This is a genomic window from Streptomyces sp. NPDC033178 (genome assembly GCF_055577685.1).
Genome location: NZ_JBVIPT010000005.1, coordinates 326,639 through 351,228, shown reverse-complemented (window position 1 = coordinate 351,228; position 24,590 = coordinate 326,639). Strand labels below are relative to the sequence as shown.

The 24,590-nt window shown below is 69.6% G+C and carries 23 protein-coding genes; 11 read left to right on the top strand and 12 right to left on the bottom strand.

Translation table 11 applies throughout. The features are described from left to right. Positions 1-70: 70 nt before the first annotated feature. Positions 71-1,822, top strand: coding sequence for a hypothetical protein (locus ACZ5VQ_RS15130; protein ID WP_469105252.1), 1,752 nt, complete (start codon positions 71-73; stop codon positions 1,820-1,822). Positions 1,823-2,314: 492 nt separating this feature from the next. After that, a complete protein-coding gene (locus tag ACZ5VQ_RS15125; protein WP_469105251.1) occupies positions 2,315-3,178 on the top strand; it encodes an AbfB domain-containing protein in 864 nt (287 codons plus the stop codon). Between the two features lie 104 nt (positions 3,179-3,282). On the opposite strand, the gene ACZ5VQ_RS15120 is transcribed toward ACZ5VQ_RS15125, so the two are convergent. The 8 genes from ACZ5VQ_RS15120 to ACZ5VQ_RS15085 all read right to left on the bottom strand — a co-directional run bounded on the left by ACZ5VQ_RS15120 (position 3,283) and on the right by ACZ5VQ_RS15085 (position 9,881). Next, the gene (locus tag ACZ5VQ_RS15120; RefSeq protein ID WP_055610947.1) at positions 3,283-3,615 is read right to left on the bottom strand and encodes a metal-sulfur cluster assembly factor; all 333 of its coding nucleotides are present in this window, start codon (positions 3,613-3,615) and stop codon (positions 3,283-3,285) included. Beyond that, the gene (sufU, locus tag ACZ5VQ_RS15115) at positions 3,612-4,079 is read right to left on the bottom strand and encodes a Fe-S cluster assembly sulfur transfer protein SufU (protein ID WP_383949912.1); all 468 of its coding nucleotides are present in this window, start codon (positions 4,077-4,079) and stop codon (positions 3,612-3,614) included. Before sufU ends, ACZ5VQ_RS15120 begins: the two co-directional genes overlap by 4 nt. Positions 4,080-4,094: 15 nt before the next feature. Further along, positions 4,095-5,366 (bottom strand): cysteine desulfurase, encoded by a 1,272-nt coding sequence (locus tag ACZ5VQ_RS15110; protein ID WP_469105250.1) that lies wholly within the window; start codon positions 5,364-5,366, stop codon positions 4,095-4,097. Beyond that, a complete protein-coding gene (sufC, locus tag ACZ5VQ_RS15105; protein ID WP_269648600.1) occupies positions 5,363-6,127 on the bottom strand; it encodes a Fe-S cluster assembly ATPase SufC in 765 nt (254 codons plus the stop codon). Before sufC ends, ACZ5VQ_RS15110 begins: the two co-directional genes overlap by 4 nt. Positions 6,128-6,134: 7 nt before the next feature. Further along, entirely contained in the window at positions 6,135-6,464 is a 330-nt protein-coding gene (locus ACZ5VQ_RS15100) for a non-heme iron oxygenase ferredoxin subunit (protein ID WP_469105249.1), read from the bottom strand. Continuing rightward, positions 6,464-7,648 carry a Fe-S cluster assembly protein SufD gene (sufD, locus tag ACZ5VQ_RS15095; protein ID WP_469105248.1) on the bottom strand — a complete coding sequence of 395 codons (1,185 nt, stop codon included), beginning with the start codon at positions 7,646-7,648 and terminating at the stop codon, positions 6,464-6,466. Before sufD ends, ACZ5VQ_RS15100 begins: the two co-directional genes overlap by 1 nt. An 80-nt stretch (positions 7,649-7,728) precedes the next feature. Further along, positions 7,729-9,153 carry a Fe-S cluster assembly protein SufB gene (gene sufB / locus ACZ5VQ_RS15090; RefSeq protein ID WP_055610941.1) on the bottom strand — a complete coding sequence of 475 codons (1,425 nt, stop codon included), beginning with the start codon at positions 9,151-9,153 and terminating at the stop codon, positions 7,729-7,731. Then, entirely contained in the window at positions 9,150-9,881 is a 732-nt protein-coding gene (locus ACZ5VQ_RS15085) for a helix-turn-helix transcriptional regulator (RefSeq protein WP_469105247.1), read from the bottom strand. The genes sufB and ACZ5VQ_RS15085 overlap by 4 nt, the downstream gene beginning before the upstream one ends. A gap of 160 nt (positions 9,882-10,041) precedes the next feature. On the opposite strand from ACZ5VQ_RS15085, the gene ACZ5VQ_RS15080 reads away from it, so the two are divergent. From ACZ5VQ_RS15080 to ACZ5VQ_RS15065, 4 genes are all read left to right on the top strand, one after another. Next, entirely contained in the window at positions 10,042-10,881 is an 840-nt protein-coding gene (locus tag ACZ5VQ_RS15080) for an AAC(3) family N-acetyltransferase (RefSeq protein ID WP_469105246.1), read from the top strand. 68 nt (positions 10,882-10,949) lie between these two features. Continuing rightward, positions 10,950-11,873, top strand: a complete 924-nt coding sequence (locus ACZ5VQ_RS15075) for an ABC transporter ATP-binding protein (protein WP_469105245.1) — start codon at positions 10,950-10,952, stop codon at positions 11,871-11,873. After that, the gene (locus ACZ5VQ_RS15070) at positions 11,870-12,682 is read left to right on the top strand and encodes an ABC transporter permease (protein WP_469105244.1); all 813 of its coding nucleotides are present in this window, start codon (positions 11,870-11,872) and stop codon (positions 12,680-12,682) included. Before ACZ5VQ_RS15075 ends, ACZ5VQ_RS15070 begins: the two co-directional genes overlap by 4 nt. A gap of 81 nt (positions 12,683-12,763) precedes the next feature. Continuing rightward, positions 12,764-13,771, top strand: a complete 1,008-nt coding sequence (locus tag ACZ5VQ_RS15065; protein ID WP_469105243.1) for a COX15/CtaA family protein — start codon at positions 12,764-12,766, stop codon at positions 13,769-13,771. 39 nt (positions 13,772-13,810) lie between these two features. Here ACZ5VQ_RS15065 and ACZ5VQ_RS15060 read toward each other — a convergent pair whose 3' ends face one another. The 4 genes from ACZ5VQ_RS15060 to ACZ5VQ_RS15045 form a co-directional block, all read right to left on the bottom strand. Further along, positions 13,811-14,560: a nucleotidyltransferase domain-containing protein gene (locus ACZ5VQ_RS15060; protein ID WP_469105242.1), complete on the bottom strand. Its 750-nt coding sequence runs from the start codon at positions 14,558-14,560 to the stop codon at positions 13,811-13,813. A 41-nt stretch (positions 14,561-14,601) separates the two neighbouring features. Next, positions 14,602-15,708, bottom strand: coding sequence for an amidohydrolase family protein (locus tag ACZ5VQ_RS15055; protein ID WP_362074491.1), 1,107 nt, complete (start codon positions 15,706-15,708; stop codon positions 14,602-14,604). Between the two features lie 263 nt (positions 15,709-15,971). Continuing rightward, the gene (locus tag ACZ5VQ_RS15050) at positions 15,972-16,328 is read right to left on the bottom strand and encodes a hypothetical protein (RefSeq protein ID WP_469105241.1); all 357 of its coding nucleotides are present in this window, start codon (positions 16,326-16,328) and stop codon (positions 15,972-15,974) included. Positions 16,329-16,394: 66 nt separating this feature from the next. Then, a complete protein-coding gene (locus ACZ5VQ_RS15045; protein ID WP_307531746.1) occupies positions 16,395-17,360 on the bottom strand; it encodes a heme o synthase in 966 nt (321 codons plus the stop codon). A 355-nt stretch (positions 17,361-17,715) separates the two neighbouring features. On the opposite strand from ACZ5VQ_RS15045, the gene tkt reads away from it, so the two are divergent. From tkt to pgl, 5 genes are read left to right on the top strand one after another with little or no spacing between them, the layout of a single operon-like run. Continuing rightward, a complete protein-coding gene (gene tkt, locus ACZ5VQ_RS15040) occupies positions 17,716-19,821 on the top strand; it encodes a transketolase (protein WP_469105240.1) in 2,106 nt (701 codons plus the stop codon). A gap of 34 nt (positions 19,822-19,855) precedes the next feature. Then, the gene (gene tal / locus ACZ5VQ_RS15035; RefSeq protein WP_469105239.1) at positions 19,856-20,974 is read left to right on the top strand and encodes a transaldolase; all 1,119 of its coding nucleotides are present in this window, start codon (positions 19,856-19,858) and stop codon (positions 20,972-20,974) included. 1 nt (position 20,975) lies between these two features. Further along, a complete protein-coding gene (gene zwf, locus ACZ5VQ_RS15030) occupies positions 20,976-22,502 on the top strand; it encodes a glucose-6-phosphate dehydrogenase (protein ID WP_469105378.1) in 1,527 nt (508 codons plus the stop codon). Beyond that, complete coding sequence (gene opcA / locus ACZ5VQ_RS15025) at positions 22,499-23,623, top strand: glucose-6-phosphate dehydrogenase assembly protein OpcA (protein ID WP_469105238.1); 1,125 nt, start codon at positions 22,499-22,501, stop codon at positions 23,621-23,623. Before zwf ends, opcA begins: the two co-directional genes overlap by 4 nt. Further along, a complete protein-coding gene (gene pgl, locus ACZ5VQ_RS15020; protein WP_362074474.1) occupies positions 23,623-24,405 on the top strand; it encodes a 6-phosphogluconolactonase in 783 nt (260 codons plus the stop codon). Before opcA ends, pgl begins: the two co-directional genes overlap by 1 nt. The last annotated feature ends 185 nt before the right edge of the window (positions 24,406-24,590 follow it).

The window sequence follows — 24,590 nt, the reverse complement described above, 5'->3', positions numbered from 1 at the left end:
ATGGCATACGGGAGTTACCGATGGTTACCGTTCGGTACCCCGTACCCGCCGTCGTCCCGATGGAGAGCCCATGAGCACAGGAGTCCCCCGCCGCCGCGGCCGGTGGCTGCGCGCCCTGACCGCCGGAGCACTCGGCACGGCCGCGCTCACCGCGATGCCCTCGGCCGACGGAGCACCGGCCGGCACCGAGGCCGCCCGCACCGAGACCCCGGTGGCCTCGGCCTCCCCGGTCCCAGGCATCACCGAGACCGTGGTCTCCGTGCGGATCCCGCTGCCCGCCTCGGCCGGCAGCCACCCGGCGCGCTGCGACCGGCTGTCGTATCTGCGCTACCGCTCCTCGGAGGGACCGTCGAAGTCCGCCGACGCGGACCGGGTCCTGGTCGCCCAGCCCGGCATCCTGGAGGGCGCGGGCGCCTTCGACAGCGTGGCCCGCAACACGGTGAGGGCGGCCGCCGAGAAGGGCGAGCACATCGAGTTCTGGGCCCTGGACCGGCGCTCCAACTGCCTTGAGGACAACGCCGGGATCTCAACGGGCAGCATTGCCAGGGCTGTTGGCTACTACTACGAGGGCGAGAAGGTCGACGGACGCTCCTTCGACGGGTTCCTGACGAGTGATCAGGCGGGCTGGCTCGCCGAGGTCGGCCTGGAACGCACGGTCCGCGACCAGTACGACCTGCTGTCCGCCGAACTGCCCGACCAGAAGCTGCGCAAGGAGAAGGTGATGTGCGGCGGGCACTCCCTCGGCGGCGTCCTCACCGGTGTCTTCGCCACCTGGGACTTCGACGGGAACCCCGCGACGACGGCGGACGCGGGCTTCAACCAGTGCGCGGGCTACTTCGCCCTGGACACGACCATCGCCACCAACCTCGATGACCTGAACGGCAGTTCGGGCACCCTCAACGGCGGCCTGCTGCCCGAGGGAACGGTCCCGGAGACGGGCCTCGGCTACACCGTCGTACAGGCCGGTCTGCGCAGCGGTGTCCTGCCCCGCTTCCTCGCGCTTCCCGCGGTCATCAACCCCGAGATCATGAACGTCCTCGCGATCAGCGGCCTGGCCGCGCGCACCGCGCCCGACGCCCGGTCCACGCTCCAGGACGACCTCCCGTCGAACGCCAACATCGAGACGACGACCCGCACGATGTTCTCCAAGGACGCGGCCGTCTTCCTGTCGGGCAAGCCCACGATCCGCGACTTCCGGCTCACCAACGCGGCGGTCCTCGGCGCCTTCATGGACGACAACTCGGCCCCGCTGTCCTTCATCCAGACCAGCGTGGGCCTCTTCGACGGCGGCCGGCTCGTGGACAAGAACTTCCCGGTCTCGAACGACGTACAGGGCTCACCGGCCCTGTTCGGTACGGAACTGAAGGCGATCCCGGACCAGCCGGCCGGCCCGCTCTACACCTGGCGCAACTTCGACCGGGTCGGCGCGCCGGACGACCCGGTGCACCGCTCGGCGGACGGCACGCCGTTCACGACGGCCGCCAAGGAGGTCTCGGACATCGGGGAGCTGGCCCGCAGCCTCTCCGAGCAGCCGCTGGACTTCACCGAGGACTACTTCCCGACGAAGCTGGTCACCGACCTCTCCCTGGTCGACGACCCGCGGATCGCCCGGAACATGGCGCACCCCGGCGGTCTGACCGCGAACCCCACGATCACCTTCGTCGCGGGCGACGGGATCCTCGCGGACCACATCCCCGCGGAGAAGAACCCCGTGGTCCTGCCCGGCTACCAGCACCTGGACGTGCTCACGGCGGCCCCGGTCCAGAACGGCGGATCCCGCGAACGGATCGCCACGCTCCTGTCGGCGTTCGCGACGCGCTAGCACCGCTCCTCGCGGCAGGCGCCGGGCACCGGTCGTCACGACACACGTCGGGCACCGGTCCCCGCGACACGATTGGGCATCGGTCCGCGCGACGCCTCAGGCGCCCTCTTTCATAACGTGTTGGCCCCTGAGAGGAACCTCCGCCTCCACCCGGAGAGCCGACGGCTCGGCGCCCGAACTCCCCGTCCCGGGCGCCGGGATCGCCCCTCTCCGGGCCTCTGATCTCGAATCCTTAAGTCTTGAACTGTCTTTCCCCCGCGCCCCGGACCCGACGATCACCGCCAAGTCCCCGCCGACCCCCCGGCGTTCCTGGCAGAAACCGCTCTCAGAAACGCTACGCGGGGACCACAAGTTCTACTAATGTTCCCCTCGTCGCGCACGCGGATCCTCCGGCCACAGCCGTCACGCGTGTCCGCGGCCTCCGCCTCCTCTTGTGCCACGACCCACATGACCGATCCGCGTCCGCCTTCGGCGACGCTGGGGGAACCTCGCATGCCTGAAAGAAATCCCGGGTCCGCTCCCGACCCGTCCGCCCGCCCCGCGAAGGTGTGGGAGACCGGCGAAACCCTGGACGAGTCACGCGTACCCGGAACCCGCAGGCTCTGGCTTGCGGGAGCACTTCTCGTGGCGGTTCTCGCCTCCACCGTCACAGCCGTCGTCGTGCTCGACGACGACCCGGACATCTCGGCGAAGGGGAAGACCAAGAACACCACCTCCTCGGCGGACGAGCCGCTCATACCCAGCCCGCCCCCCGCCACGGCGCCCAGCGGGAAGAGCGGCCTCGCCGCCCCCGAGTCCTCCAATGCCGCGGCGGACGGCTCCGCCTCGCCCGAGGCCCAGCAGCAGGGCGGCACGAAGCCGGACTCGGACCCGCGGCCGTCCAAGTCGGCCTCCGCCTCCGCCAAGCCGCCCGCGTCCAGGCCCGGCTCCTCGAAGAAGTCCGTCCAGGCGGTCAACTACCCCGACCGTTACTGGCGCATCGAGCGCGACTCGGTGCGGCTCGACCAGGTGGGCTCCCGCAGCCCGTCGCGGACCAGGGACCAGGCCACCTTCAAGGTCGTCCCCGGTATCGCCGACTCCAGCTGTGTGTCCTTCTCCCTGGGCGACAACCGCTATCTGCGCCACTACCAGTTCCGGCTCCGCGCCGACCGCCACAACGGCTCCGAGCTCTTCAAGCAGGACGCCACGTTCTGCCCGCGCCCGTCGTCCTTCAACGACGCGGTCATGCTGGAGTCGTACAACTACCGCGGCCGCTTCCTGCGCCACCGCAACTTCGAGATCCGCCTCGAATCGTTCGACAACAGCCACCTCTACCGGGCGGACTCGGCGTTCAGGCTCGTGAAGGGCCTGGGCTGAGCGACTCCCCGACAGCCGGGGCCGGCCGACCCCGGCACCGACCCTGACGGCAAACGAACGCGGCCCCCGGCATGATGCCGGGGGCCGCACACGTACACACGCGATCAGACGTTGAAGCCCAGCGCCCGAAGCTGGTCGCGGCCGTCGTCCGTGATCTTGTCGGGGCCCCACGGCGGCATCCACACCCAGTTGATGCGGAGCTCGTTCACGAGGCCGTCCGTGGCGGACTTGGCCTGGTCCTCGATGACGTCGGTGAGCGGACAGGCCGCCGACGTCAGGGTCATGTCGATCGTCGCGATGTTCGCGTCGTCGATGTGAATGCCGTAGATCAGCCCGAGGTTGACGACGTCGATGCCCAGTTCGGGGTCGACGACGTCGTACAGGGCCTCGCGGACTTCTTCCTCGGAGGCCGGTTTCATCTCGATGGTCTCGCTCATGCCGTCTTCCTTTCGGCGTCGGCCTCGCCCAGGGCCTGGGCCGTCGCGTCCTTCCAGGCCATCCAGCTCAGCAACGCGCACTTCACGCGGGCCGGGTACTTGGAGACCCCCGCGAACGCGACCGCGTCCTCAAGGATCTCCTCCATCGTGTCGTCCGGCTCGATACGGCCCTTGGACTGCATCAGCTCCAGGAAGGTCTCCTGGATCTTCTGCGCCGCTGCCAGGTCCTTGCCGACGAGCAGCTCGTTCAGCACGGAGGCCGAGGCCTGGCTGATGGAGCAGCCCTGGCCCTCGTACGAGACGTCGCTGATCTTCGTGCCGTCGTACTTCACGCGCAGCGTGATCTCGTCGCCGCACGTCGGGTTGACGTGGTGCACCTCGGCGTCGCCATCTCGAAGACCGCGCCCGTGCGGGTGCTTGTAGTGGTCCAGGATGACTTCCTGGTACATCGAATCAAGCCTCACGACTCAGCCAGCTCCTCAGCCGAAGAAGTTCCGTACGTGCTCCAGGCCGTCGACCAACGCGTCGATCTCGGTCGGCGTGGAGTACAGATAGAACGACGCTCGTGTGGTCGCAGGAATTCCGTACCGCAGGCAGACGGGCCGCGCGCAGTGGTGACCCACGCGCACCGCGATGCCCTGCTCGTCGAGAACCTGGCCCACGTCGTGCGGGTGGATGTCACCCAGCGTGAACGAGATCGCCGCGCCGCGGTCCTCGGCCGTCGTCGGGCCGATGATCCGCAGGTCCGGAACCTCGCCGAGCCTCTTCACCGCGTACTCGGTGAGCGCGTGCTCATGGGCGAGGATCTTGTCCATGCCGATCGCGGAGAGATAGTCGATCGCCGCGCCAAGACCGACCGCCTGCGCGATCGGCGGGGTGCCCGCCTCGAACTTGTGCGGGGCGGGAGCGTACGTCGACGAGTGCATCGACACGGTCTCGATCATCTCGCCGCCGCCGAGGAACGGAGGCAGGTCCTCCAGGAGCTCCTGACGGCCCCAGAGGACGCCGATGCCGGTCGGGCCGCACATCTTGTGGCCGGTGAAGGCCACGAAGTCGGCCTGCAGGGCCTGTACGTCCATCGGCATGTGCGGGGCGGCCTGCGAGGCGTCGATGCAGACCAGCGCGCCGACCTCCTGCGCACGGCGCACTATCGCCTCGACCGGGTTGACCGTGCCCAGGATGTTCGACACAAGCACGAAGGAGACGATCTTCGTCTTCTCGGTGATGATCTCGTCGATGTTGGACAGGTCGAGCCGGCCGTCGTCGGTCAGGCCGAACCACTTCAGCTTCGCGCCCGTGCGCTGCGCCAGCAGCTGCCACGGCACGATGTTGGAGTGGTGCTCCATCTCCGTGATGACGATCTCGGTCTCGTGGTCCACGCGGTAGGGCTCGTCGGCCCAGCCGAGCATGTTGGCCACGAGGTTGAGCGACTCGGAGGCGTTCTTCGTGAAGATCACCTCGTTGCGGCTCGGCGCGTTGATGAACGCGGCGACCTTGTCGCGCGCACCCTCGTACAGCGCCGTGGCCTCCTCCGCGAGCACATGCACACCGCGGTGGACGTTGGCGTTGTAGCGCTCGTAGTACTCGTTCAGGGCGTCCAGTACCTGGCGCGGCTTCTGCGAGGTCGCCGCGTTGTCCAGGTACACGAGCTTCTTACCGTCGTGGACCGTGCGGTCCAGGATGGGGAAGTCCTTGCGGATCGCCTCGTCAAGTAGAGATGTACTCGTGAGGAGGCCCGGCAGCTGTGTCACGCGGATGCGCCACCCTTCACGTACTTGTCGTAGCCCTCGGCCTCGAGCTGGTCGGCGAGCTCCGCGCCGCCGGACTCGGCGATGCGGCCGTTCGCGAACACGTGCACGTGGTCGGGCTTGATGTAGCGCAGGATGCGCGTGTAGTGGGTGATGAGCAGGGTGCCCACCTCGCCGGACTCGCGGACGCGGTTGACGCCCTCGGAGACGACGCGCAGGGCGTCGACGTCCAGGCCGGAGTCGGTCTCGTCGAGGATCGCGATCTTCGGCTTGAGCAACTCCAGCTGAAGGATCTCGTGGCGCTTCTTCTCGCCGCCGGAGAAGCCCTCGTTCACGTTGCGCTCGGCGAAGGCCGGGTCCATGTTGAGGCGCTCCATGGCCTCCTTGACCTCCTTCACCCAGGTGCGCAGCTTGGGGGCCTCGCCGCGGATCGCCGTGGCGGACGTACGGAGGAAGTTGGAGACCGAGACGCCGGGGACCTCGACCGGGTACTGCATCGCCAGGAACAGGCCCGCGCGGGCGCGCTCGTCGACGGACATCTCCAGGACGTCCTCGCCGTCGAGGGTGACGGTGCCACTGGTGATCGTGTACTTGGGGTGGCCCGCGAGCGAGTAGGCGAGCGTCGACTTGCCGGAGCCGTTCGGGCCCATGATGGCGTGCGTCTCGCCCTGCTTCACGGTGAGGTCGACGCCCTTGAGGATCTCCTTCGTGGCGTTGTCGGCCTCGACGGTGACGTGCAGGTCGTGGATTTCAAGCGTTGCCATGGGTTCCTCAGGACTCCTGGGTGAGGGAGACGAGCACGTCGTCCCCTTCGATCTTTACGGGGTATACGGGGACGGGGCGCGTCGCGGGCAGGCCGGACGGTTTGCCGGTGCGGAGGTCGAAGCTGGAGCCGTGCAGCCAGCACTCGATCTGACAGTCCTCCACCTCGCCCTCGGAGAGCGAGACGTTCGCGTGCGAGCAGATGTCGTTGATCGCGAACACCTCCCCCTCGGTCTTCACGACCGAGACCGGCGTGCCGTCGAGCTCCACCCTCTTCGGGGTGTCGTCCTCCAGCTCGCCCAGCCCACAGGCGCGTACGAACGTCGACGAGGCAGTCATCAGACGGACGCCTCCAGCTCCTCGTCGATCCTGGCGAGAAGGCGCTCCTGGATGTCGGCGACGCGGATCTGCTGGACCAGTTCGGCGAAGAAGCCGCGGACCACCAGACGGCGGGCCTCGTCGGCCGGGATGCCGCGGGCCATCAGGTAGAAGAGCTGCTCGTCGTCGAAGCGGCCGGTCGCCGAGGCGTGTCCGGCGCCGACGATCTCGCCGGTCTCGATCTCCAGGTTCGGCACGGAGTCGACACGGGCGCCGTCGGTCAGAACCAGGTTCCGGTTCATCTCGTAGGTGTCCGTGCCCTCGGCCGTGGCCTCGATGAGGACGTCGCCGATCCACACCGCGTGGGCGCCGTCGCCCTGGAGCGCGCCCTTGTAGGCCACGTTCGACTTGCAGTGCGGGGCGTTGTGGTCGACCAGGAGGCGGTGCTCCTGGTGCTGGCCGGCGTCCGTGAAGTACAGGCCGAAGAGCTCGGCCTCGCCCCCGGTGCCGGCGTAGGCGACCCGCGGGTGGAGGCGTACGAGGTCGCCGCCGAAGGTGACCACGAAGGACTTGAAGGTGGCGTCGCGGCCGATCAGCGCGTTGTGCTGGCCGACGTGGACCGCCTTGTCGTCCCAGTCCTGGACGGAGACGACGGTCAGCCTGGCGCCGTCACCGAGGACGTAGTCGACGTTGGCGGCGAGCACGGCGTCACCGGTGTGGTCGATGACGACGACGGCCTCGGCGAAGGCTTCGAGCTCCACGACCTGGTGGCCGTAGGCGACGCCGCCCTCGCCGTGCACGGCGATGCGGATCGGCTCGGTGAGGACCGTCTCCTTGGGAACGGTGATCACGCCGGCCTGCTCGAAGGCCGAGTACGCCTGGGCGGCGACGCGGTCCACCGGGGTGCCCGCCCTGCCGAGCCGGGCGTCGTCGCGGCCGACCGTCTCGACCGTGACGCCCTCGGGCGCGTCGATGGCGACCTTCACGCCGACGCCGGTCGCGACCGCGGTGCCGTCGTGCAGCCCGCGCAGGCGCTCCAGCGGGGTGAACCGCCACTCCTCCTCGCGGCCGTGGGGGACCGGGAAGTCCGCCACGTCGAAGGACGGGGGCGCGCTCATGCGCGTGGCGACGGTCGACTCGGCGGCCACCGCGATCGATCCGGCGGTGGTGGAGGACCCCACCGTGGAGTTCTGAGCCTCAGCCATGGCTGTCGTAGTGCTCGCTTTCTATTACGATCCTCGGCTCGCCCGGAAGACGCGCCGCCTGCTGCCTGAACGCGGGTGCGTCAGCCGACCGCGCCTTCCATCTGCAGCTCGATCAGCCGGTTGAGCTCAAGGGCGTACTCCATGGGGAGCTCCTTCGCGATGGGCTCGACGAAGCCTCGCACGATCATCGCCATCGCCTCGAACTCGGTCATGCCGCGGCTCATCAGGTAGAAAAGCTGGTCGTCACTGACCTTGGAGACGGTGGCCTCGTGGCCCATGGACACGTCGTCCTCGCGGACGTCCACGTACGGGTACGTGTCGGAGCGGGAGATGGTGTCGACGAGCAGCGCGTCGCACAGCACGTTCGACTTGGAGCCGTGGGCGCCCTCGCCGATCTCGACGAGACCGCGGTAGGAGGTACGACCGCCACCGCGCGCCACGGACTTCGAGACGATGTTGGAGGAGGTGTTCGGCGCCATGTGGACCATCTTGGAGCCAGCGTCCTGGTGCTGGCCCTCGCCCGCGAAGGCGATGGACAGGGTCTCGCCCTTGGCGTGCTCGCCCATCAGGTAGACGGCCGGGTACTTCATGGTGACCTTGGAGCCGATGTTGCCGTCGACCCACTCCATGGTCGCGCCCTCGTAGGCCACGGCGCGCTTGGTGACCAGGTTGTAGACGTTGTTCGACCAGTTCTGGATGGTCGTGTAGCGGCAGCGGCCGCCCTTCTTCACGATGATCTCGACCACCGCGGAGTGCAGGGAGTCCGACTTGTAGATCGGGGCCGTGCAGCCCTCGACGTAGTGCACGTAGGCACCCTCGTCGACGATGATCAGGGTGCGCTCGAACTGGCCCATGTTCTCCGTGTTGATACGGAAGTAGGCCTGGAGCGGGATCTCGACGTGCACGCCCTTCGGCACGTAGATGAACGAGCCGCCGGACCACACCGCGGAGTTCAGCGACGCGAACTTGTTGTCGCCGACCGGGATGACGGTGCCGAAGTACTCCTTGAAGAGCTCCGGGTGCTCCTTCAGCGCGGTGTCGGTGTCCATGAAGATGACACCCTGCGCCTCCAGCTCCTCGTTGATCTGGTGGTAGACGACCTCGGACTCGTACTGGGCCGCGACACCTGCGACGAGGCGCTGCTTCTCCGCCTCGGGGATGCCGAGCTTGTCGTACGTGCTCTTGATGTCCTCGGGCAGGTCCTCCCAGGACTGTGCCTGCTTCTCCGTGGAGCGCACGAAGTACTTGATGTTGTCGAAGTCGATGCCCGAGAGGTCGGAGCCCCAGTTCGGCATGGGCTTCTTGTCGAACAGGCGCAGGCCCTTGAGGCGGAGCTTGGTCATCCACTCCGGCTCGCTCTTCTTCGCGGAGATGTCCCGGACGACGTCCTCGTTGATGCCGCGCTTGGCAGAGGCACCGGCCACGTCGGAGTCGGCCCAGCCGTATTCGTACGTACCCAGACCCTCGAGCTCGGGGTGGGCGGTCTCCTCAATGGGGAGCGTCATGCGGGGTTCCTCCCGGCGGTACTTGCAGATGCGTCATGGCCGTGAAAATCGTGCTTGGAAATCTTTGGGATGAACGTGGTGCAGACACCGTCGCCGTGGGCGATGGTGGCCAGCCGCTGGACATGCGTGCCGAGCAGTTGGGAGAAGATCTCGGTCTCCGCCTCGCAGAGCTGCGGGAACTGTTCGGCGACATGGGCGACCGGGCAGTGGTGCTGGCAGAGCTGCTCGCCGACCGGTGCGCTGCGCGCCGTAGCAGCGTACCCGTCCGCACTCAGGGCCTTGGCCAGGGCTTCGGCGCGCTTTTCGGGGGCGGCGGCCTCGACGGCCTTGCGGTATGTGTCGGCCTGGGCCGCCATACGGGCGCGGGCGAAGGCCACGAGGGCCTCGCCCCCGCCCTCGCGCTCCGCGATCCAGCGCAGGGCGTCGGCGGCGAGCTTGTCGTAGGACTGGTCGAAGGCGTCCCGGCCGCAGTCGGTCAGGGCGAACACCTTGGCGGGCCGCCCGCGCGTACGAGCGCCGTAGACCCGCTGTTCGCGGGCCTCCACGACGTCGTCCGAGACGAGCGCGTCCAGGTGCCGTCGCACGGCGGCCTGGGTGAGGCCCAGCCGCCCCGCGAGGTCGGTCACGGTCGACGGGCCGTGGTCCAGGATGGACCGCGCGACGCGGTTGCGCGTGGAGCGCTCACCGGTCGCGAGTTCCTCCTGCGGGGCCTCGCCAACGTTTTTCACAACGCCATTGTTGCGTAATTCCTCAGAGACTGACAAGCGGCGTCCACGCCACGAGGGGTGCGGTGCATCACTTAGGTAAACCTAATCTGACCTGCGGGAATGATCTTTGATCGATCAATTCGGTGGCAGGGCGCAGGGTTGTCGGGGAGACTGCCCAACCATGCCGACACCCCCTCCGACCGGCCCTCTAGTCACCCGAGCCACCCTCGCGTCGGACCTGCGCGCGCTCGGCGTGCGCCCCGGCGAGATCCTGCTCGCGCACTCGTCGCTCCGCTCCCTCGGATGGGTCAACGGCGGCGCGGTCGCAGTCGTCGAAGCACTGCTCGACGCGCTCGGTCCAGACGGCACACTCGTGGTCCCCACCCAGTCCGGCGGCCTCTCCGACCCGGCCCTGTGGACCGCCCCGCCCGTGCCCGAGGCCTGGTGGGAGACGATCCGCGACACGATGCCCGGATACGACCCGCTGGTTACGCCCACACGAGGGGTGGGCGTGATCCCGGAGACCGTACGCACCTGGCCCGGCGCCCTGCGCAGCGCGCACCCGCAGACCTCGTTCGCGGCGATCGGGCCGCGCGCGGCGAAGATCGTCGAGGACCACGCCCCGGACTGCCGCCTCGGCGAGCGCAGCCCGCTGGCCCGCCTGGAGGCCATGGGCGCCCGGGTCCTGCTGCTCGGCGCGGGCTACGACTCCTGCACCGGCTTCCACCTCGCCGAATACCGGATCCCGTCCCCGCGTGTCGAGGTGGGCCGGCCGGTCCGTACGCCCGAAGGATCTCGCTGGGAGGTCGTGACGGAGGTGTCGATCAGCTCGGAGCGGTTCGACGAACTGGGCGCCGACTTCGAACGGGACCGCCCCGTCGTACGAGGCCTCGTGGGCGCGGCCGACACCCGGCTGTTCCCCGTGGCCGACGCGGTGGCGTACGCGGAGCGGTGGCTACAGACGCACCGCTCGCGCGAGGAGTGGGTCACCGACGACGCGCCCGCCTCACGCCGCTCGTGACTCGACCCGCCCTCCGGGTCCCGCCCGGCCGTCCCTAGACTTGGCGCTCATGCGAAGCGAGGCCGCCCATGCGAAGTGAGACCGTCGTCCAGGTCCAGGGCCTGGTGAAGCGGTACGGCAGGAAGACCGCGGTGGACGGCCTGGATCTGGTGGCCCGGGCGGGCATCACCGCCGTCCTCGGACCCAACGGCGCCGGCAAGACGACCACCGTCGAGACCTGCGAGGGATACCGCAGGCCGGACTCCGGAACGGTCCGGGTGCTTGGCCTCGACCCGGTGCGCGAGGCCTCCGCACTGCGCCCCCGCATCGGCGTGATGCTCCAGTCCGGCGGTGTCTACTCGGGCGCCCGCGCCGACGAGATGCTCCGCCACGTGGCCAAGCTGCACGCACACCCGCTGGACGTGGACGCGCTCATGGAGCGGCTGGGCCTCGGCAGCTGCGGCCGCACGACGTACCGGCGGCTCTCCGGCGGCCAGCAGCAGCGCCTCGCGCTCGCCATGGCCGTGGTCGGCCGCCCCGAACTGGTCTTCCTCGACGAACCGACCGCCGGTCTCGACCCACAGGCCCGCCGCGCCACCTGGGACCTCGTACGCGATCTGCGGGCCGACGGTGTCTCGGTCATCCTCACCACGCACTACATGGACGAGGCCGAGCAGCTCGCCGACGACGTGGCGATCATCGACGTGGGCCGGGTCATAGCGAAGGGCACCCCCGAGGAGCTGTGCCGCGGCGGCGCCGAGAACACCCTGCGCTTCTCCGGCCGCCCCGGCCTCGACGTGGCCTCCCTCCTCAAGGCCCTCCCGGCGGACTGCACGGCGGCCGAGCTGACGCCGGGCTCGTACCGCGTGGGCGGCAAGGTCGACCCGCAGCTGCTCGCGACCGTCACCACCTGGTGCGCCCAGCACGGGGTGATGCCGGAGAAGATCTCGGTGGAGCGGCACACCCTGGAGGACGTCTTCTTGGAGCTCACCGGTAAGGAGCTGCGCGGATGACCGCGGGAACGGACGCCCGGACCACCGGCGAGGGCACAGGCGAAGGCACGGGCATGTACGAGCCGAGGCCGGGGGCCGCCCCGCTCCCCCGCATGATCGCGGCGCAGGCGGCGCTGGAGACGAGGATGCTGCTGCGCAACGGCGAGCAGCTGCTCCTCACGGTGATCATCCCGACGCTGCTGCTGGTGCTGTTCAGCGCGGTGGACATCGTCGACACGGGCGAGGGCAAGGCGGTCGACTTCCTCGCGCCCGGCATTCTCGCGCTCGCCGTGATGTCGACGGCGTTCACGGGCCAGGCGATCGCCACGGGCTTCGAGCGGCGGTACGGCGTGCTGAAGCGGCTCGCCGCGTCGCCGCTGCCCCGCTGGGGGCTGATGACGGCCAAGACCCTCTCCGTCCTGGTCACCGAGGTCCTCCAGGTGCTCCTCGTGACGGTGATCGCCCTGGCGCTCGGCTGGTCGCCCGAGGGCAACCCGCTCGCCGTGCTGCTGCTCCTGGTCCTGGGCACGGCGGCCTTCTCGGGCCTCGGTCTGCTGATGGCGGGCACGCTGAAGGCGGAGGCCACGCTGGCCGCCGCGAACCTCGTCTTCCTGCTGCTGCTCGTCGGCGGCGGGGTCATCGTCCCGCTGGACAAGTTCCCGGACGCGGCCCAGGACCTGCTGGGCCTGCTGCCGATCTCGGCCCTGTCGGAGGGGTTGCGGGACGTGCTCCAGCACGGGGCCGGGATGCCGTGGGGGAACCTCGGGATCCTCGCCGTATGGGCGGTCGTGGGCCTCGCCGCCGCCGGGAAGTTCTTCCGCTGGGAGTGACCAGGTAGGAGTGATCGGACGATGGCCGGCGACCGACGCGGGGAGGGGGCTCGTGAAAGCGTGCACAAGCGGCCCCCTACGATGGAGCCCGTGCCGAACGTGACCCGAGCCGATGCCGCCCAAGCCGTGCGCAACCCGCTCGCCTTCATCGCCGAACGCTGGACCCCGTCGCCCCGGACGGTCCAGCGCGCCGCCCTCGCCGCGCTCGTCATGGCGGTACTGATCGTGGCGACCGGAGGCGCCGTCCGGCTGACGGGCTCGGGCCTCGGCTGCCCGACCTGGCCCAAGTGCACCGACGACTCGCTCACCACGACGAGCGCCATGGGCGTGCACGGTGTGATCGAGTTCGGCAACCGCATGCTGACGTACGTCCTGTGCGCCGCGGTGGGCTGGGCGATCATCGCCGCGCGCTCACAGAAGCCCTACCGGCGCAGCCTCACCCGGCTCGGCTGGGCGCAGTTCTGGGTCGTCATGGGCAACGCGGTCCTCGGCGGGGTCGTCGTCCTCGTGGGCCTCAACCCGTACACGGTCGCCGCCCACTTCCTCCTCTCCACCGCCCTGATCGCCGTCGCCACGGTGATGTGGCAGCGCACCCGCGAGGGCGACGACGCTCCGCGCCCGCTGGTCGGCAGGCCGGTGCAGCAGATGGCGTGGATCCTCGTCGCCGTCACCGTCCTGCTGATCGCGGTGGGTACGGTCGTCACCGGCGCGGGCCCGCACGCGGGCGACTCCAGCGAGGTCGAGCGCATCCCGCTGAACTGGGAGAACGTCACCAAGCTGCATGCCGTGCTGGCCTGGATCGTGGTGACGCTGACCTTCGCCCTGTGGTTCGTCCTGCGGGCCGTCGACGCGCCCAAGGGCCCCCTGCACCGCACCCGCGACCTCTTCCTGGTGCTCCTCGCGCAGGGCGGTATCGGGTACGTCCAGTACTTCACCGACCTTCCGGAGGTCCTGGTCGGCCTCCACATGTTCGGCTCCTGCCTGGTGTGGATCGCCACGCTCCGCGTGCTGCTGGCGCTGCGGGAACGGCCGGAGGTCGTGGCGGATCTGCCCGCCCAGTCGACGCAGTCGTCGCTCACGCGCGCGTGAGGCACGCGCAGGTCGCACAGCACGTGAGGCACGCGCAGGTCATTCGTACGCGGCCACCAGGCGGTCGATCGCCGGGCCGAGGTAGCCGCGGGTCAGCTCCGCCCTGCGGGCCGTCCACTCCTGGACCGGTGCTCCCGGTTCCTCGTACCGCCGCCTTCTGACGTCCGCGACCAACTCGGGGGGCGCGCCGAGACCGGGCAGCAGATCGAGTGCCTCCCGCTTGGTGATCAGCCGGCCGTCCTTCAGCGTGACCGTGGCACGGGCGTGGGTGACGAGCCCCAGATCCACCCAGACGTCCTGCGTCCAGTTGTCGGTCCGGTCCACCTGCCGTCGCCAGAAGTCCCGCTGGTCCCGGACGACGAACTCGGCCAGCTCGTCGTCCGTCACCGGCGGCAGCAGCCGCCCGGGCGGCTCCCCCTCCAGGACAAGGCCGAAGGTGTGCAGCTCACGCCGGGTCACCGGTGTGACCGTCCGTTTGAAGAGCTGCTCGTGCGCCCAGGTGAGGTGCCGCCGCTCCGCACCGGCGACCGTGTCGCGCGTCAGATAGCTGCAGTGCAGCTTGGCGACGAGCGGTTCGGCACGCAGGCGGGCGTGCAGCCGGGCCACCTTCCAGAGCGTCCTCGCCGTGATCGGGCCGTCCAGGACGACGATCAGATCCAGGTCGCTGATGCCCTCCCGGTAGTCGCCACCGCCGAGCGAGCCATGGGCCCACACGGCAGCGGGGGCGAGTTCGCGCAGTTCGGTACGGAAGCGGTCGAGGAGCCGGTCGGTCGCGTCGCTGCGTGTCATATACACAGTCTGTACAGCCCGCTCCACCCCGTACACCCGTCTCACTCCACCCCGTACACCCGTCGCGCGTTCCCCGCCGCGATCAGCCCCGCCACCCGCTGCGCGTCGGACAGCGACCAGGCGCCCTCAGCCACCCAGGTGCCGAGCACCTTGGCGAGCGCCTCGCGGAAGAGACGTGCTCCGACCACATGAAGTTCAGGCAGACCATGTGCGCCGCTGGAGAAGAGGAGCTTGCCGAAGGGGGCGAGCTCCAGGATCTCGGAGAGGACGGCGGACGCTCGGGCCCCGGTGCGGACGAGGGCGGCGCCCAGATCTGCGTACACATGCGGGAAGACCCCGGCGAGATGCGCCGCGTGGCGGTGGTACGGGTAGCCGTGCAGCAGGACCAGGTCCGTGCCGAGGCCGGCCGTCGCGCGGGCGAAGTCGGTGAGCAGGACCGGGTCGTTGCGGTCGATGCGTAGGCCGGGCTCGCCGAGCCCCGCGTGCAGCTGGAGCGGCAGGCCGGAGGCGACCGCGATCCACAGGAGATGCCTGAGCAGCACCGGATCGCTCAGTTCGCCGCCCACCCGGCGCCCGGCCAGCCACCGCGCCGCCGCGCCGCGCACCTCTCCCGGCCCGGGCGGTTCGGGCGCGAGCGCCAGTCCGTGCCGTAAGCCCGCCACCGAGGTGAAGGCCACGGCGTTCGCGGCCGCCCCGTGCACCGACTCGGCGAGGTTGGCGAGGAACGACTCGACGGTTCCGGAGGTGTCGGCGACCTGCTCGGCGAGCGGCTCCAGACGGACGATCTCGTGGGCGTGCGCGGCCCCCGTGGAGGCCATCTCGCCGGGCCCCGTCAGATCGCCCGGCAGACCGGTGTCGACCAGATAGGTCGTGATCCCGCTCCCCCGCAGCAGCCTGCGCCCCGCCTCCAGGACGCCGAGTTCCCGGCGTCGGGCGAGGTAACGGGCGGGCGGACAGTGGGGTTCGAGTCCCAGCAGGGGCGGACACCAGCGGCGTACGGCGAAACCGGTCTGTGTGTCGAAGAACGTGGTCCCTGCGGCGGGCGGGCCCTCGCCCCGGGCGAGGTGGGCCTCGAAGGTGCCGAGACCCAGCTCCGTCCGCAGCACGCCGTGGCAGTACTGATCCACCAGCGACGGCGTTTCGATCATCCGGACTCCCCGCGAATGGGCCCTGCCTTTATTAAAGGGCCTAACGGGTGAACCGGGTGTCAGGTGTTGGGCACCCACACCCCGTGCGAAGCGCTCCGCGGGTTTTGGGGTGGGGGTGCGGGTTGGAGGGTGGGGGTGGAGGTTGCCGCTTGTTTCGACGTGCGGGTCGGATGTGGCTGGGTGCGCGGTTCCTCGCGCCCCTGGAGGTGCCCAGGTCAGTGCCCCTGGAGGTGCCCAGGCCAGTGCCTCTGGAGGGGCCCAGGTCAGTCGTTGCTTGGGCCGCCCAGTTGGATTCCTGCCATGCGGGTCCACTCGTACGGGCCTGTCTTGACCTTGTTGGCGAACTCGCCGTCGAAGTCCTCGTGGGTGGTGATGCCGGACTTCTTCACGGCCTGTTCCGCGATGGCGAAGGTGGGGGCCACGAGGTCGCCCCAGCCGCCGTCCTCGCCGACGAGGACGATCCGGGCGCCCTTCTGGCCGAGGTACGCGATCTGTCCCTCGGCACCGCCGTGGGCCTGCGCGAAGGAGGAGATCTGCTTGGCGAGCTTCGTTGCCCTGCGCTCGGCCTTGGCGTCCTGCTTGGCGCCGGCGCCCTCGTCAACCTGCTGGGTGTCTGCCATACCTGGATGCTACCGACGGGTAGATCCACCGGCGACGGGGGTGGTGCGTGGGGTTGGCCACTCGCGTCAGCGAAGGAACGGGTCCACGGCCACCGCCACGAACAGCAGCGACACGTAGGTGATGGACCAGTGGAAGAGCCGCATCTCCTTCAGCTTGGCGCCCACGGCTCCGTCCTTGGCCCGGGTCTGCAGCCCGTGTGCTTCCCAGAGCCAGAAGCCGCCGGTCACCAGGGCGACGACCGTGTAGAACCAGCCCGTGTAGCCGAGCGGCGTCAGGAGCAGGGAGACGGCGACCATCGCCCAGCTGTAGAGGACGATCTGCCGAGCGACGACCTTGTTGGAGGCGATGACCGGCAGCATCGGCACGCCCACGCGGGCGTAGTCCGCCTTGACCTTCATGGAGAGCGGCCAGTAGTGCGGCGGCGTCCAGAAGAACATGACAAGGAAGAGGATGATCGGCGCCCACGACATGGAGTTCGTGACGGACGACCAGCCGATGAGCACCGGAAGACAGCCGGCGATACCGCCCCACACGATGTTCTGCGAAGTACGGCGTTTGAGGATCATCGTGTAGACGACGACGTAGAAGAGGAGCGCTCCGAGCGACAGCCAGGCGGACAGCCAGTTGACGGCGAATCCGAACAGCAGCGTCGAGACGATCGCGAGCGTGATGCCGAAGGCGAGGCACTCGCGTGGGCTGACCATGCCGGTGACCAGTGGACGCTGTGCGGTGCGCTCCATGAGCGCGTCGATGTCACGGTCGATGTACATGTTCAGGGCGTTGGCGCCGCCCGCGGAGAGGTAACCGCCGACACAGGTGAGGAGCACCAGCTTCAGATCGGGCACGCCCTGCTGCGCCAGGAACATCACCGGAACGGTGGTGATCAGCAGCAGCTCGATGATCCGCGGCTTGGTGAGAGCGACGAACGCCTTGACCCGAGCCCAGAACGGCCGGTGGTTCGTGCCCCGCTTCGCGCCCTGACTCGCCCCGAGCACACCCGCAGGACGGGATTCAACGGCCGTCACGCACACCCCTGACAGAGACATTTCAGCGAGCTCCGGGTGTGAACTCCCGGTAAAGGCTCGCGCGTACCACGCCACTGTAGACGTTGCCCAGACCCCGGCCTTCGCGGGGGTCGGGTCGTGTTGAAAGGCCTCCGCGCAGGACTGATCGGCATTGCGTTGAGCAGTCGGATGAGCGGCTCCGTATTCACTTGCCGAACACGGAACGCGCCGGTCGGGAGGCGGAAGAGGGAGAGTCCCGGCAGTCTGGAATGACTCGAAAAAATGCGCGTTCCTACGGGGGTAGGCTCGACAGCGAGCCGGTGGGCGCGACGTGCACCGGCATTCGACATGTGGAACATGTGGAGAGGAGCCCTGACCCAGGGTGAGCACCAAGCCGACCACAACAGACCTCGAGTGGACCGAATTGGACCAGCGGGCCGTCGACACCGCCCGCATCCTGGCCGCCGACGCCGTACAGAAGGTCGGCAACGGCCATCCGGGTACGGCGATGAGCCTGGCGCCCGCCGCCTACACCCTCTTCCAGAAGGTGATGCGGCACGACCCGGCGGACCCCGACTGGACCGGCCGCGACCGCTTCGTGCTGTCAGCCGGTCATTCGTCCCTGACCCTCTACACCCAGCTCTACCTGGCCGGCTTCGGTCTTGAGCTGGACGACCTGAAGTCCTTCAGGACGTGGGGCTCCCGCACGCCGGGCCACCCGGAGTACGGGCACACCCCCGGCGTGGAGACCACCACCGGGCCGCTCGGCCAGGGTGTCGCCAACGCGGTGGGCATGGCCATGGCCGCCCGCTACGAGCGTGGTCTGTTCGACCCGGAGGCGGCCCCCGGCGCCTCCCCGTTCGACCACTTCATCTACGCGATCGCCGGTGACGGCTGCCTCCAGGAGGGCATCTCCGCGGAGGCGTCCTCCATGGCCGGCCACCAGCAGCTGGGCAACCTGATCCTGCTGTGGGACGACAACCACATCTCGATCGAGGGCGACACGGAGACGGCGGTCTCCGAGGACACCGTCAAGCGGTACGAGGCGTACGGCTGGCACGTTCAGCGCGTGGCCCCGAAGCCGGACGGCGACCTCGACCCGCACGCGCTCTACGACGCGATCGAGGCCGCGAAGCTGGTGACCGACAAGCCGTCGTTCATCGCGATGCGCTCGATCATCGCCTGGCCCGCCCCGAACGCGCAGAACACCGAGGCCGCGCACGGCTCGGCGCTCGGAGACGACGAGGTCGCGGCCACCAAGCGTGTGCTGGGCTTCGACCCGGAGAAGGCCTTCGAGGTCTCGGACGAGGTCATCACCCACACGCGCGCGCTGGGCGAGCGCGGCCGTCAGGCCAAGGCGGAGTGGGAGAAGTCGTTCCAGGAGTGGCGTAACAGCAACGCCGAGCGTGCCGCCGAGTTCGACCGCATCGCCGCGACCGAGCTGCCCACCGGCTGGGAGGAGAAGCTCCCGGTCTTCGAGGCGGGCAAGGGCGTCGCCACGCGTGCGGCCTCCGGCAAGGTGCTCCAGGCCCTCGGCGCGGTCATCCCCGAGCTGTGGGGCGGCTCGGCCGACCTGGCGGGCTCGAACAACACGACGATCGACAAGACCTCGTCGTTCCTCCCGGCGGACAACCCGCTGCCGGAGGCGAACCCCTACGGGCGCACGATCCACTTCGGTATCCGCGAGCACTCGATGGCCGCGGAGATGAACGGCATCGCGCTGCACGGCAACACCCGTATCTACGGCGGCACCTTCCTGGTGTTCTCCGACTACATGCGCAACGCGGTGCGCCTGTCCGCGCTGATGCACCTGCCGGTGACGTACGTGTGGACCCACGACTCCATCGGTCTCGGCGAGGACGGCCCGACGCACCAGCCGGTCGAGCACCTCGCCTCCCTGCGCGCCATTCCGGGCCTCAACGTCGTCCGTCCGGCGGACGCCAACGAGACCGCGCTCGCCTGGCGCGAGATCCTCAGGCGCTACACCAAGGTCTTCGGCAAGGGTGCCCCGCACGGCCTCGCGCTGACCCGTCAGGGCGTACCGACGTACGAGGCCAACGAGGATGCGGCGAAGGGTGGTTACGTGCTCTTCGAGGCGTCCACCGGGACCCCGGAGGTCGTTCTCATCGCGACCGGCTCCGAGGTGCACGTGGCCGTCGACGCACGTGAGCAGCTGGAGGCCGCGGGCACTCCGACCAGGGTCGTGTCCATGCCCTGCGTGGAGTGGTTCGAGGAGCAGGACCAGGGGTACCGGGACAGCGTCCTGCCGCCGAACGTGAAGGCACGGGTCGCGGTCGAGGCCGGTATCGGTCTCACCTGGCACAAGTACGTGGGGGACGCCGGCCGCATCGTTTCCCTGGAGCACTTCGGTGCTTCGGCCGACGGCAAGGTGCTCTTCCAGGAGTTCGGCTTCACTGCCGAGAACGTGGCCGCCGTAGCGCGGGCTGTGCTCAATTCAACTACTGGGATCGCCGCAGCCCAGCGCTGACGCTGACATACGACACGTAGGAGATGCATTTTCCATGACAGACGCACTGAAGCGCCTCTCCGAGGAAGGCGTCGCGATCTGGCTGGACGACCTGTCGCGCAAGCGGATCACGTCCGGCAACCTCGCCGAACTGATCGACCAGCAGCACGTCGTGGGCGTCACCACCAACCCGTCGATCTTCCAGAAGGCGATCAGCGGCGGCGACGGCTACGACCAGCAGCTCGCCGACCTCGCCGCCCGCAAGGTCACCGTCGAAGAGGCCATTCGCATGATCACGACGGCGGACGTCCGTGACGCCGCCGACATCCTGCGCCCGGTCTACGACTCCACGCAGGGCCAGGACGGCCGGGTCTCCATCGAGGTCGACCCGCGCCTGGCGCACAACACCCGGGCGACCGTCGCCGAGGCCAAGCAGCTGGCCTGGCTCGTCGACCGTCCGAACACGCTCATCAAGATCCCGGCGACGAAGGCGGGCCTGCCCGCGATCACCGAGACGATCGCCCGGGGCATCAGCGTGAACGTCACGCTGATCTTCTCGCTGGAGCGCTACCGCGAGGTCATGGACGCGTACCTCGCGGGCCTGGAGAAGGCCAAGGCCGCCGGGATCGACCTGTCCGGCATCCACTCCGTGGCGTCGTTCTTCGTGTCCCGCGTGGACACCGAGATCGACAAGCGGCTCGACGCCCTCGGCACCCCCGAGGCGAAGGCCGCCCGCGGCAAGGCGGGTCTGGCCAACGCGCGACTGGCCTACGAGGCGTACGAGGAGGTCTTCTCCTCGGACCGCTGGGCCGCCCTGGACAAGGCGCAGGCCAACAAGCAGCGTCCGCTGTGGGCCTCGACCGGCGTCAAGGACAAGGCCTACAAGGACACCCTGTACGTCGACGACCTGGTCGCGCCGAACACGGTGAACACCATGCCGGAGGCGACCCTGGCCGCCGCCGAGGACCACGGCAGCATCACCGGCAACACCATCGCCGGTACGTACGAGCAGGCCCGCGCCGAGCTCGACGCCGTCGAGAAGCTCGGGATCTCGTACGACGACGTGGTCCAGCTCCTGGAGGACGAGGGCGTCGAGAAGTTCGAGGCGTCCTGGAACGACCTGCTCAAGTCGACCGAGGCAGAGCTCGAGCGCCTCGCCCCCTCGGAGGGCTGAAATCTTGTCAAGCAGCAATCCGCTGCGTGACCCGGCGGACCGACGGCTCCCGCGTATCGCGGGGCCGTCGGGCCTCGTCATCTTCGGGGTCACGGGCGATTTGTCCCGTAAAAAGCTCATGCCTGCCGTTTATGACCTTGCCAACCGCGGCCTGCTGCCGCCGGGCTTCTCGCTCGTCGGCTTCGCCCGCCGCGAGTGGGCGAACGAGGACTTCGCCCAGGAGGTCCACGACGCCGTCAAGGAACACGCCCGTACGCCGTTCCGTGAGGAGGTCTGGCAACAGCTCGTCCAGGGGATGCGCTTCGTCCAGGGCACCTTCGACGACGACGACTCGTTCGAGCGGCTGCGCGAGACGATCGGTGAGCTGGACAAGGCGCAGGGGACGGGCGGCAACTTCGCCTTCTACCTCTCCGTGCCGCCGGGCGCCTTCCCGGTGGTCATCCGGCAGCTGAAGAAGCACGGCCTTGCCGACCAGTCGAGCGGTTCCTGGCGGCGCGCGGTCATCGAGAAGCCCTTCGGCCACGACCTCAAGTCGGCCGAGGATCTCAACACGACCGTCGAGGAGGTCTTCGCCCCCGACCAGGTCTTCCGCATCGACCACTACCTGGGCAAGGAGACCGTCCAGAACATCCTGGCGCTGCGCTTCGCCAACCAGATGTTCGAGCCGATCTGGAACCGGTCCTTCGTGGACCACGTACAGATCACGATGGCCGAGGACATCGGTATCGGCGGCCGCGCCGGCTACTACGACGGCATCGGCGCCGCCCGTGACGTCATCCAGAACCACCTGCTCCAGCTGATGGCCCTCACCGCCATGGAGGAGCCCGCCTCCTTCGACGCGGACGCGCTCGCCGCCGAGAAGACCAAGGTCCTCGGTGCGGTGAAGCTGCCCCGGGATTTGGGCGAGAACACGGTCCGCGGGCAGTACGCCGAGGGCTGGCAGGGCGGTGAGAAGGCCGTCGGCTACCTCCAGGAAGACGGCATCGACCCCAAGTCGAAGACCGACACCTACGCGGCGATCAAGGTGGAGGTGGACAACCGCCGCTGGGCGGGCGTCCCGTTCTACCTCCGTACGGGCAAGCGACTGGGCCGTCGCGTCACCGAGATCGCGGTCGTGTTCCAGCGTGCGCCGCACTCCCCCTTCGACCACACGGCGACCGAGGAGCTGGGCCAGAACGCGATCGTCATCCGCGTCCAGCCCGACGAGGGCATCACGGTCCGCTTCGGCTCCAAGGTCCCCGGCACCTCCATGGAGATCCGGGACGTCTCGATGGACTTCGCGTACGGCGAGTCCTTCACGGAGTCGAGCCCGGAGGCGTACGAGCGCCTGATCCTGGACGTCCTCCTGGGCGACTCGAACCTCTTCCCGCGCACCGAGGAGGTCGAGCTGTCCTGGAAGATCCTCGACCCGATCGAGGAGTACTGGGACAAGCACGGCAAGCCCGCGCAGTACCCGTCCGGAACGTGGGGCCCCGTCGAGGCGGACGAAATGCTCAAGCGAGACGGACGGAGCTGGCGTCGCCCATGAAGATAGATCTCACGGACACCACGGCCAGCAAGATCAACAAGGCGATGGTCCGGGGCCGCCGGGCCATCGGCACCCCCGCCGTCGGCATGGTCCTCACCCTCGTCATCGTCACCGACGAGGAGAACGCGTACGACGCCCTGCGGGCCGCCAACGACGCCTCGCGCGAGCATCCCTCGCGCACGCTCGTGGTGATCAAGCGCGTCTCGCGTTCGCCCCGCGACCGCACGAAGTCGCGGCTGGACGCCGAGGTGCGGGTCGGCGCGGACGCGGGCACCGGCGAGACGGTCGTCCTGCGGCTGTACGGCGAGGTCTCCGACCACGCCCAGTCCGTCGTCCTGCCGCTGCTGCTGCCGGACGCGCCGGTGGTGGTCTGGTGGTCGGTGGACGCCCCGCGCGATCCGGCGGGCGACCCGCTGGGCGCCCTGGGCCAGCGCCGGGTCACCGACAGCTACGCGGCCGAGAAGCCCGTCCACGAGCTGCGGTCCCGGGCCGAGAGCTACGAGCCGGGCGACACCGATCTGGCCTGGGCCCGGATCACCCCGTGGCGCTCGATGCTGGCCGCCGCCCTCGACCAGATCGACTGCGAGGTCGTCTCCGTCGAGGTGGCGGGCGAGGAGTCCAACCCGAGCGTCGAACTGCTCGCCATGTGGCTCGCCGACCGGCTCCACGTGCACGTCCGGCGGGCCGTCTCCGCCGGTCCCGGCCTGACCCAGGTGCGGCTGGAGACGACCGGCGGCCCCATCACGCTGCACCGGTCGGACGGGGCGATGGCCACGCTGGCGCTGCCCGGCCAGCCGGACCGCGCGGTGGCGCTCAAGCGGCGTGAGACGTCCGAACTGCTCGCGGAGGAGCTGCGCAGGCTCGATCCGGACGACACGTACGCGTCCGCGCTGCGGTTCGGGGTGGACCGGCTGGGCGGGATCCCGTCGGCCACGCAGCGGGCCGAGGCGTCCGCTCGCGGCCCGGAGTCGCTGCCGGTCCGGCAGAAGGTGCCGGACTCGGACCCGGCGCCGTCGGCCAGGACGTCCGAGCCGGCTCTGCCCGCCTCCCCGGCGGGTGACAGCGATGCCGGCCGTCCGACTCCGGCCCAGATGCCCCCGGTCAAGAAGGCGGACTCGTAGTGAGCACTCCCCAGTTGGTCGTCCACCGTGACAAGGAACTGATGGCCCAGGCCGCCGCGGCCCGGCTCATCACGAAGGTCGTGGACGCGCAGGCCTCGCGCGGTTACGCCTCGGTCGTGCTGACCGGTGGCCGCAACGGCAACGGGCTCCTCGCGGCGCTCGCGGCCGCGCCCGCCCGGGACGCCATCGACTGGGGGCGGCTCGAACTGTGGTGGGGCGACGAGCGGTTCCTGCCCGAGGGAGACCCCGAGCGCAATGTCACGCAGGCCCGTGAGGCGCTGCTCGACTCGGTGCCGCTGGATCCCAAGCGCGTGCATGCCATGCCGGCGTCGGACGGGCCCTACGGCAAGGACGCGGACGCGGCGGCCGAGGCCTACGCGGCCGAACTCGCCGTGGCCGCCGGGCCGGAGAACCACGGTCCCGTTCCGTCCTTCGACGTGCTGATGCTCGGCGTCGGTCCGGACACGCATGTGGCGTCCCTCTTCCCCGAGCTGCCGGCAGTCCGCGAGACGGAGCGGACGGTGGTGGGTGTGCACGGGGCCCCCAAGCCGCCGCCGACCCGTGTCACCCTCACGCTGCCCGCGATTCGGGCTGCGCGGGAGGTGTGGCTGCTCGCGGCGGGTGAGGACAAGGCGCAGGCCGCGGCGATCGCTCTCTCGGGCGCCGGCGAGATCCAGGCGCCGGCGGCGGGTGCCCGCGGTCGCACCCGCACCCTGTGGCTCCTGGACGCGGCGGCGGCATCCCAGCTGCCGCGCTCGCTGTATCCGCCGGCTTCACCCTGACGGGTGGGTGGTAGGGGGGGGGGGGGGGGTTTTTTTTTCCCCCCCCCCCCCCCCCCCCCCCCCCCCCCCCCCCCAGGCCCCCCCCCCCCCCCCCCCCCCCCCCCCCCAAACCACACCCCACCACCCACCCGAGTGCAGGAGCCACTTGGTTGCGCGGTGGTTCGCCCACCCACGAAACGGGAGTC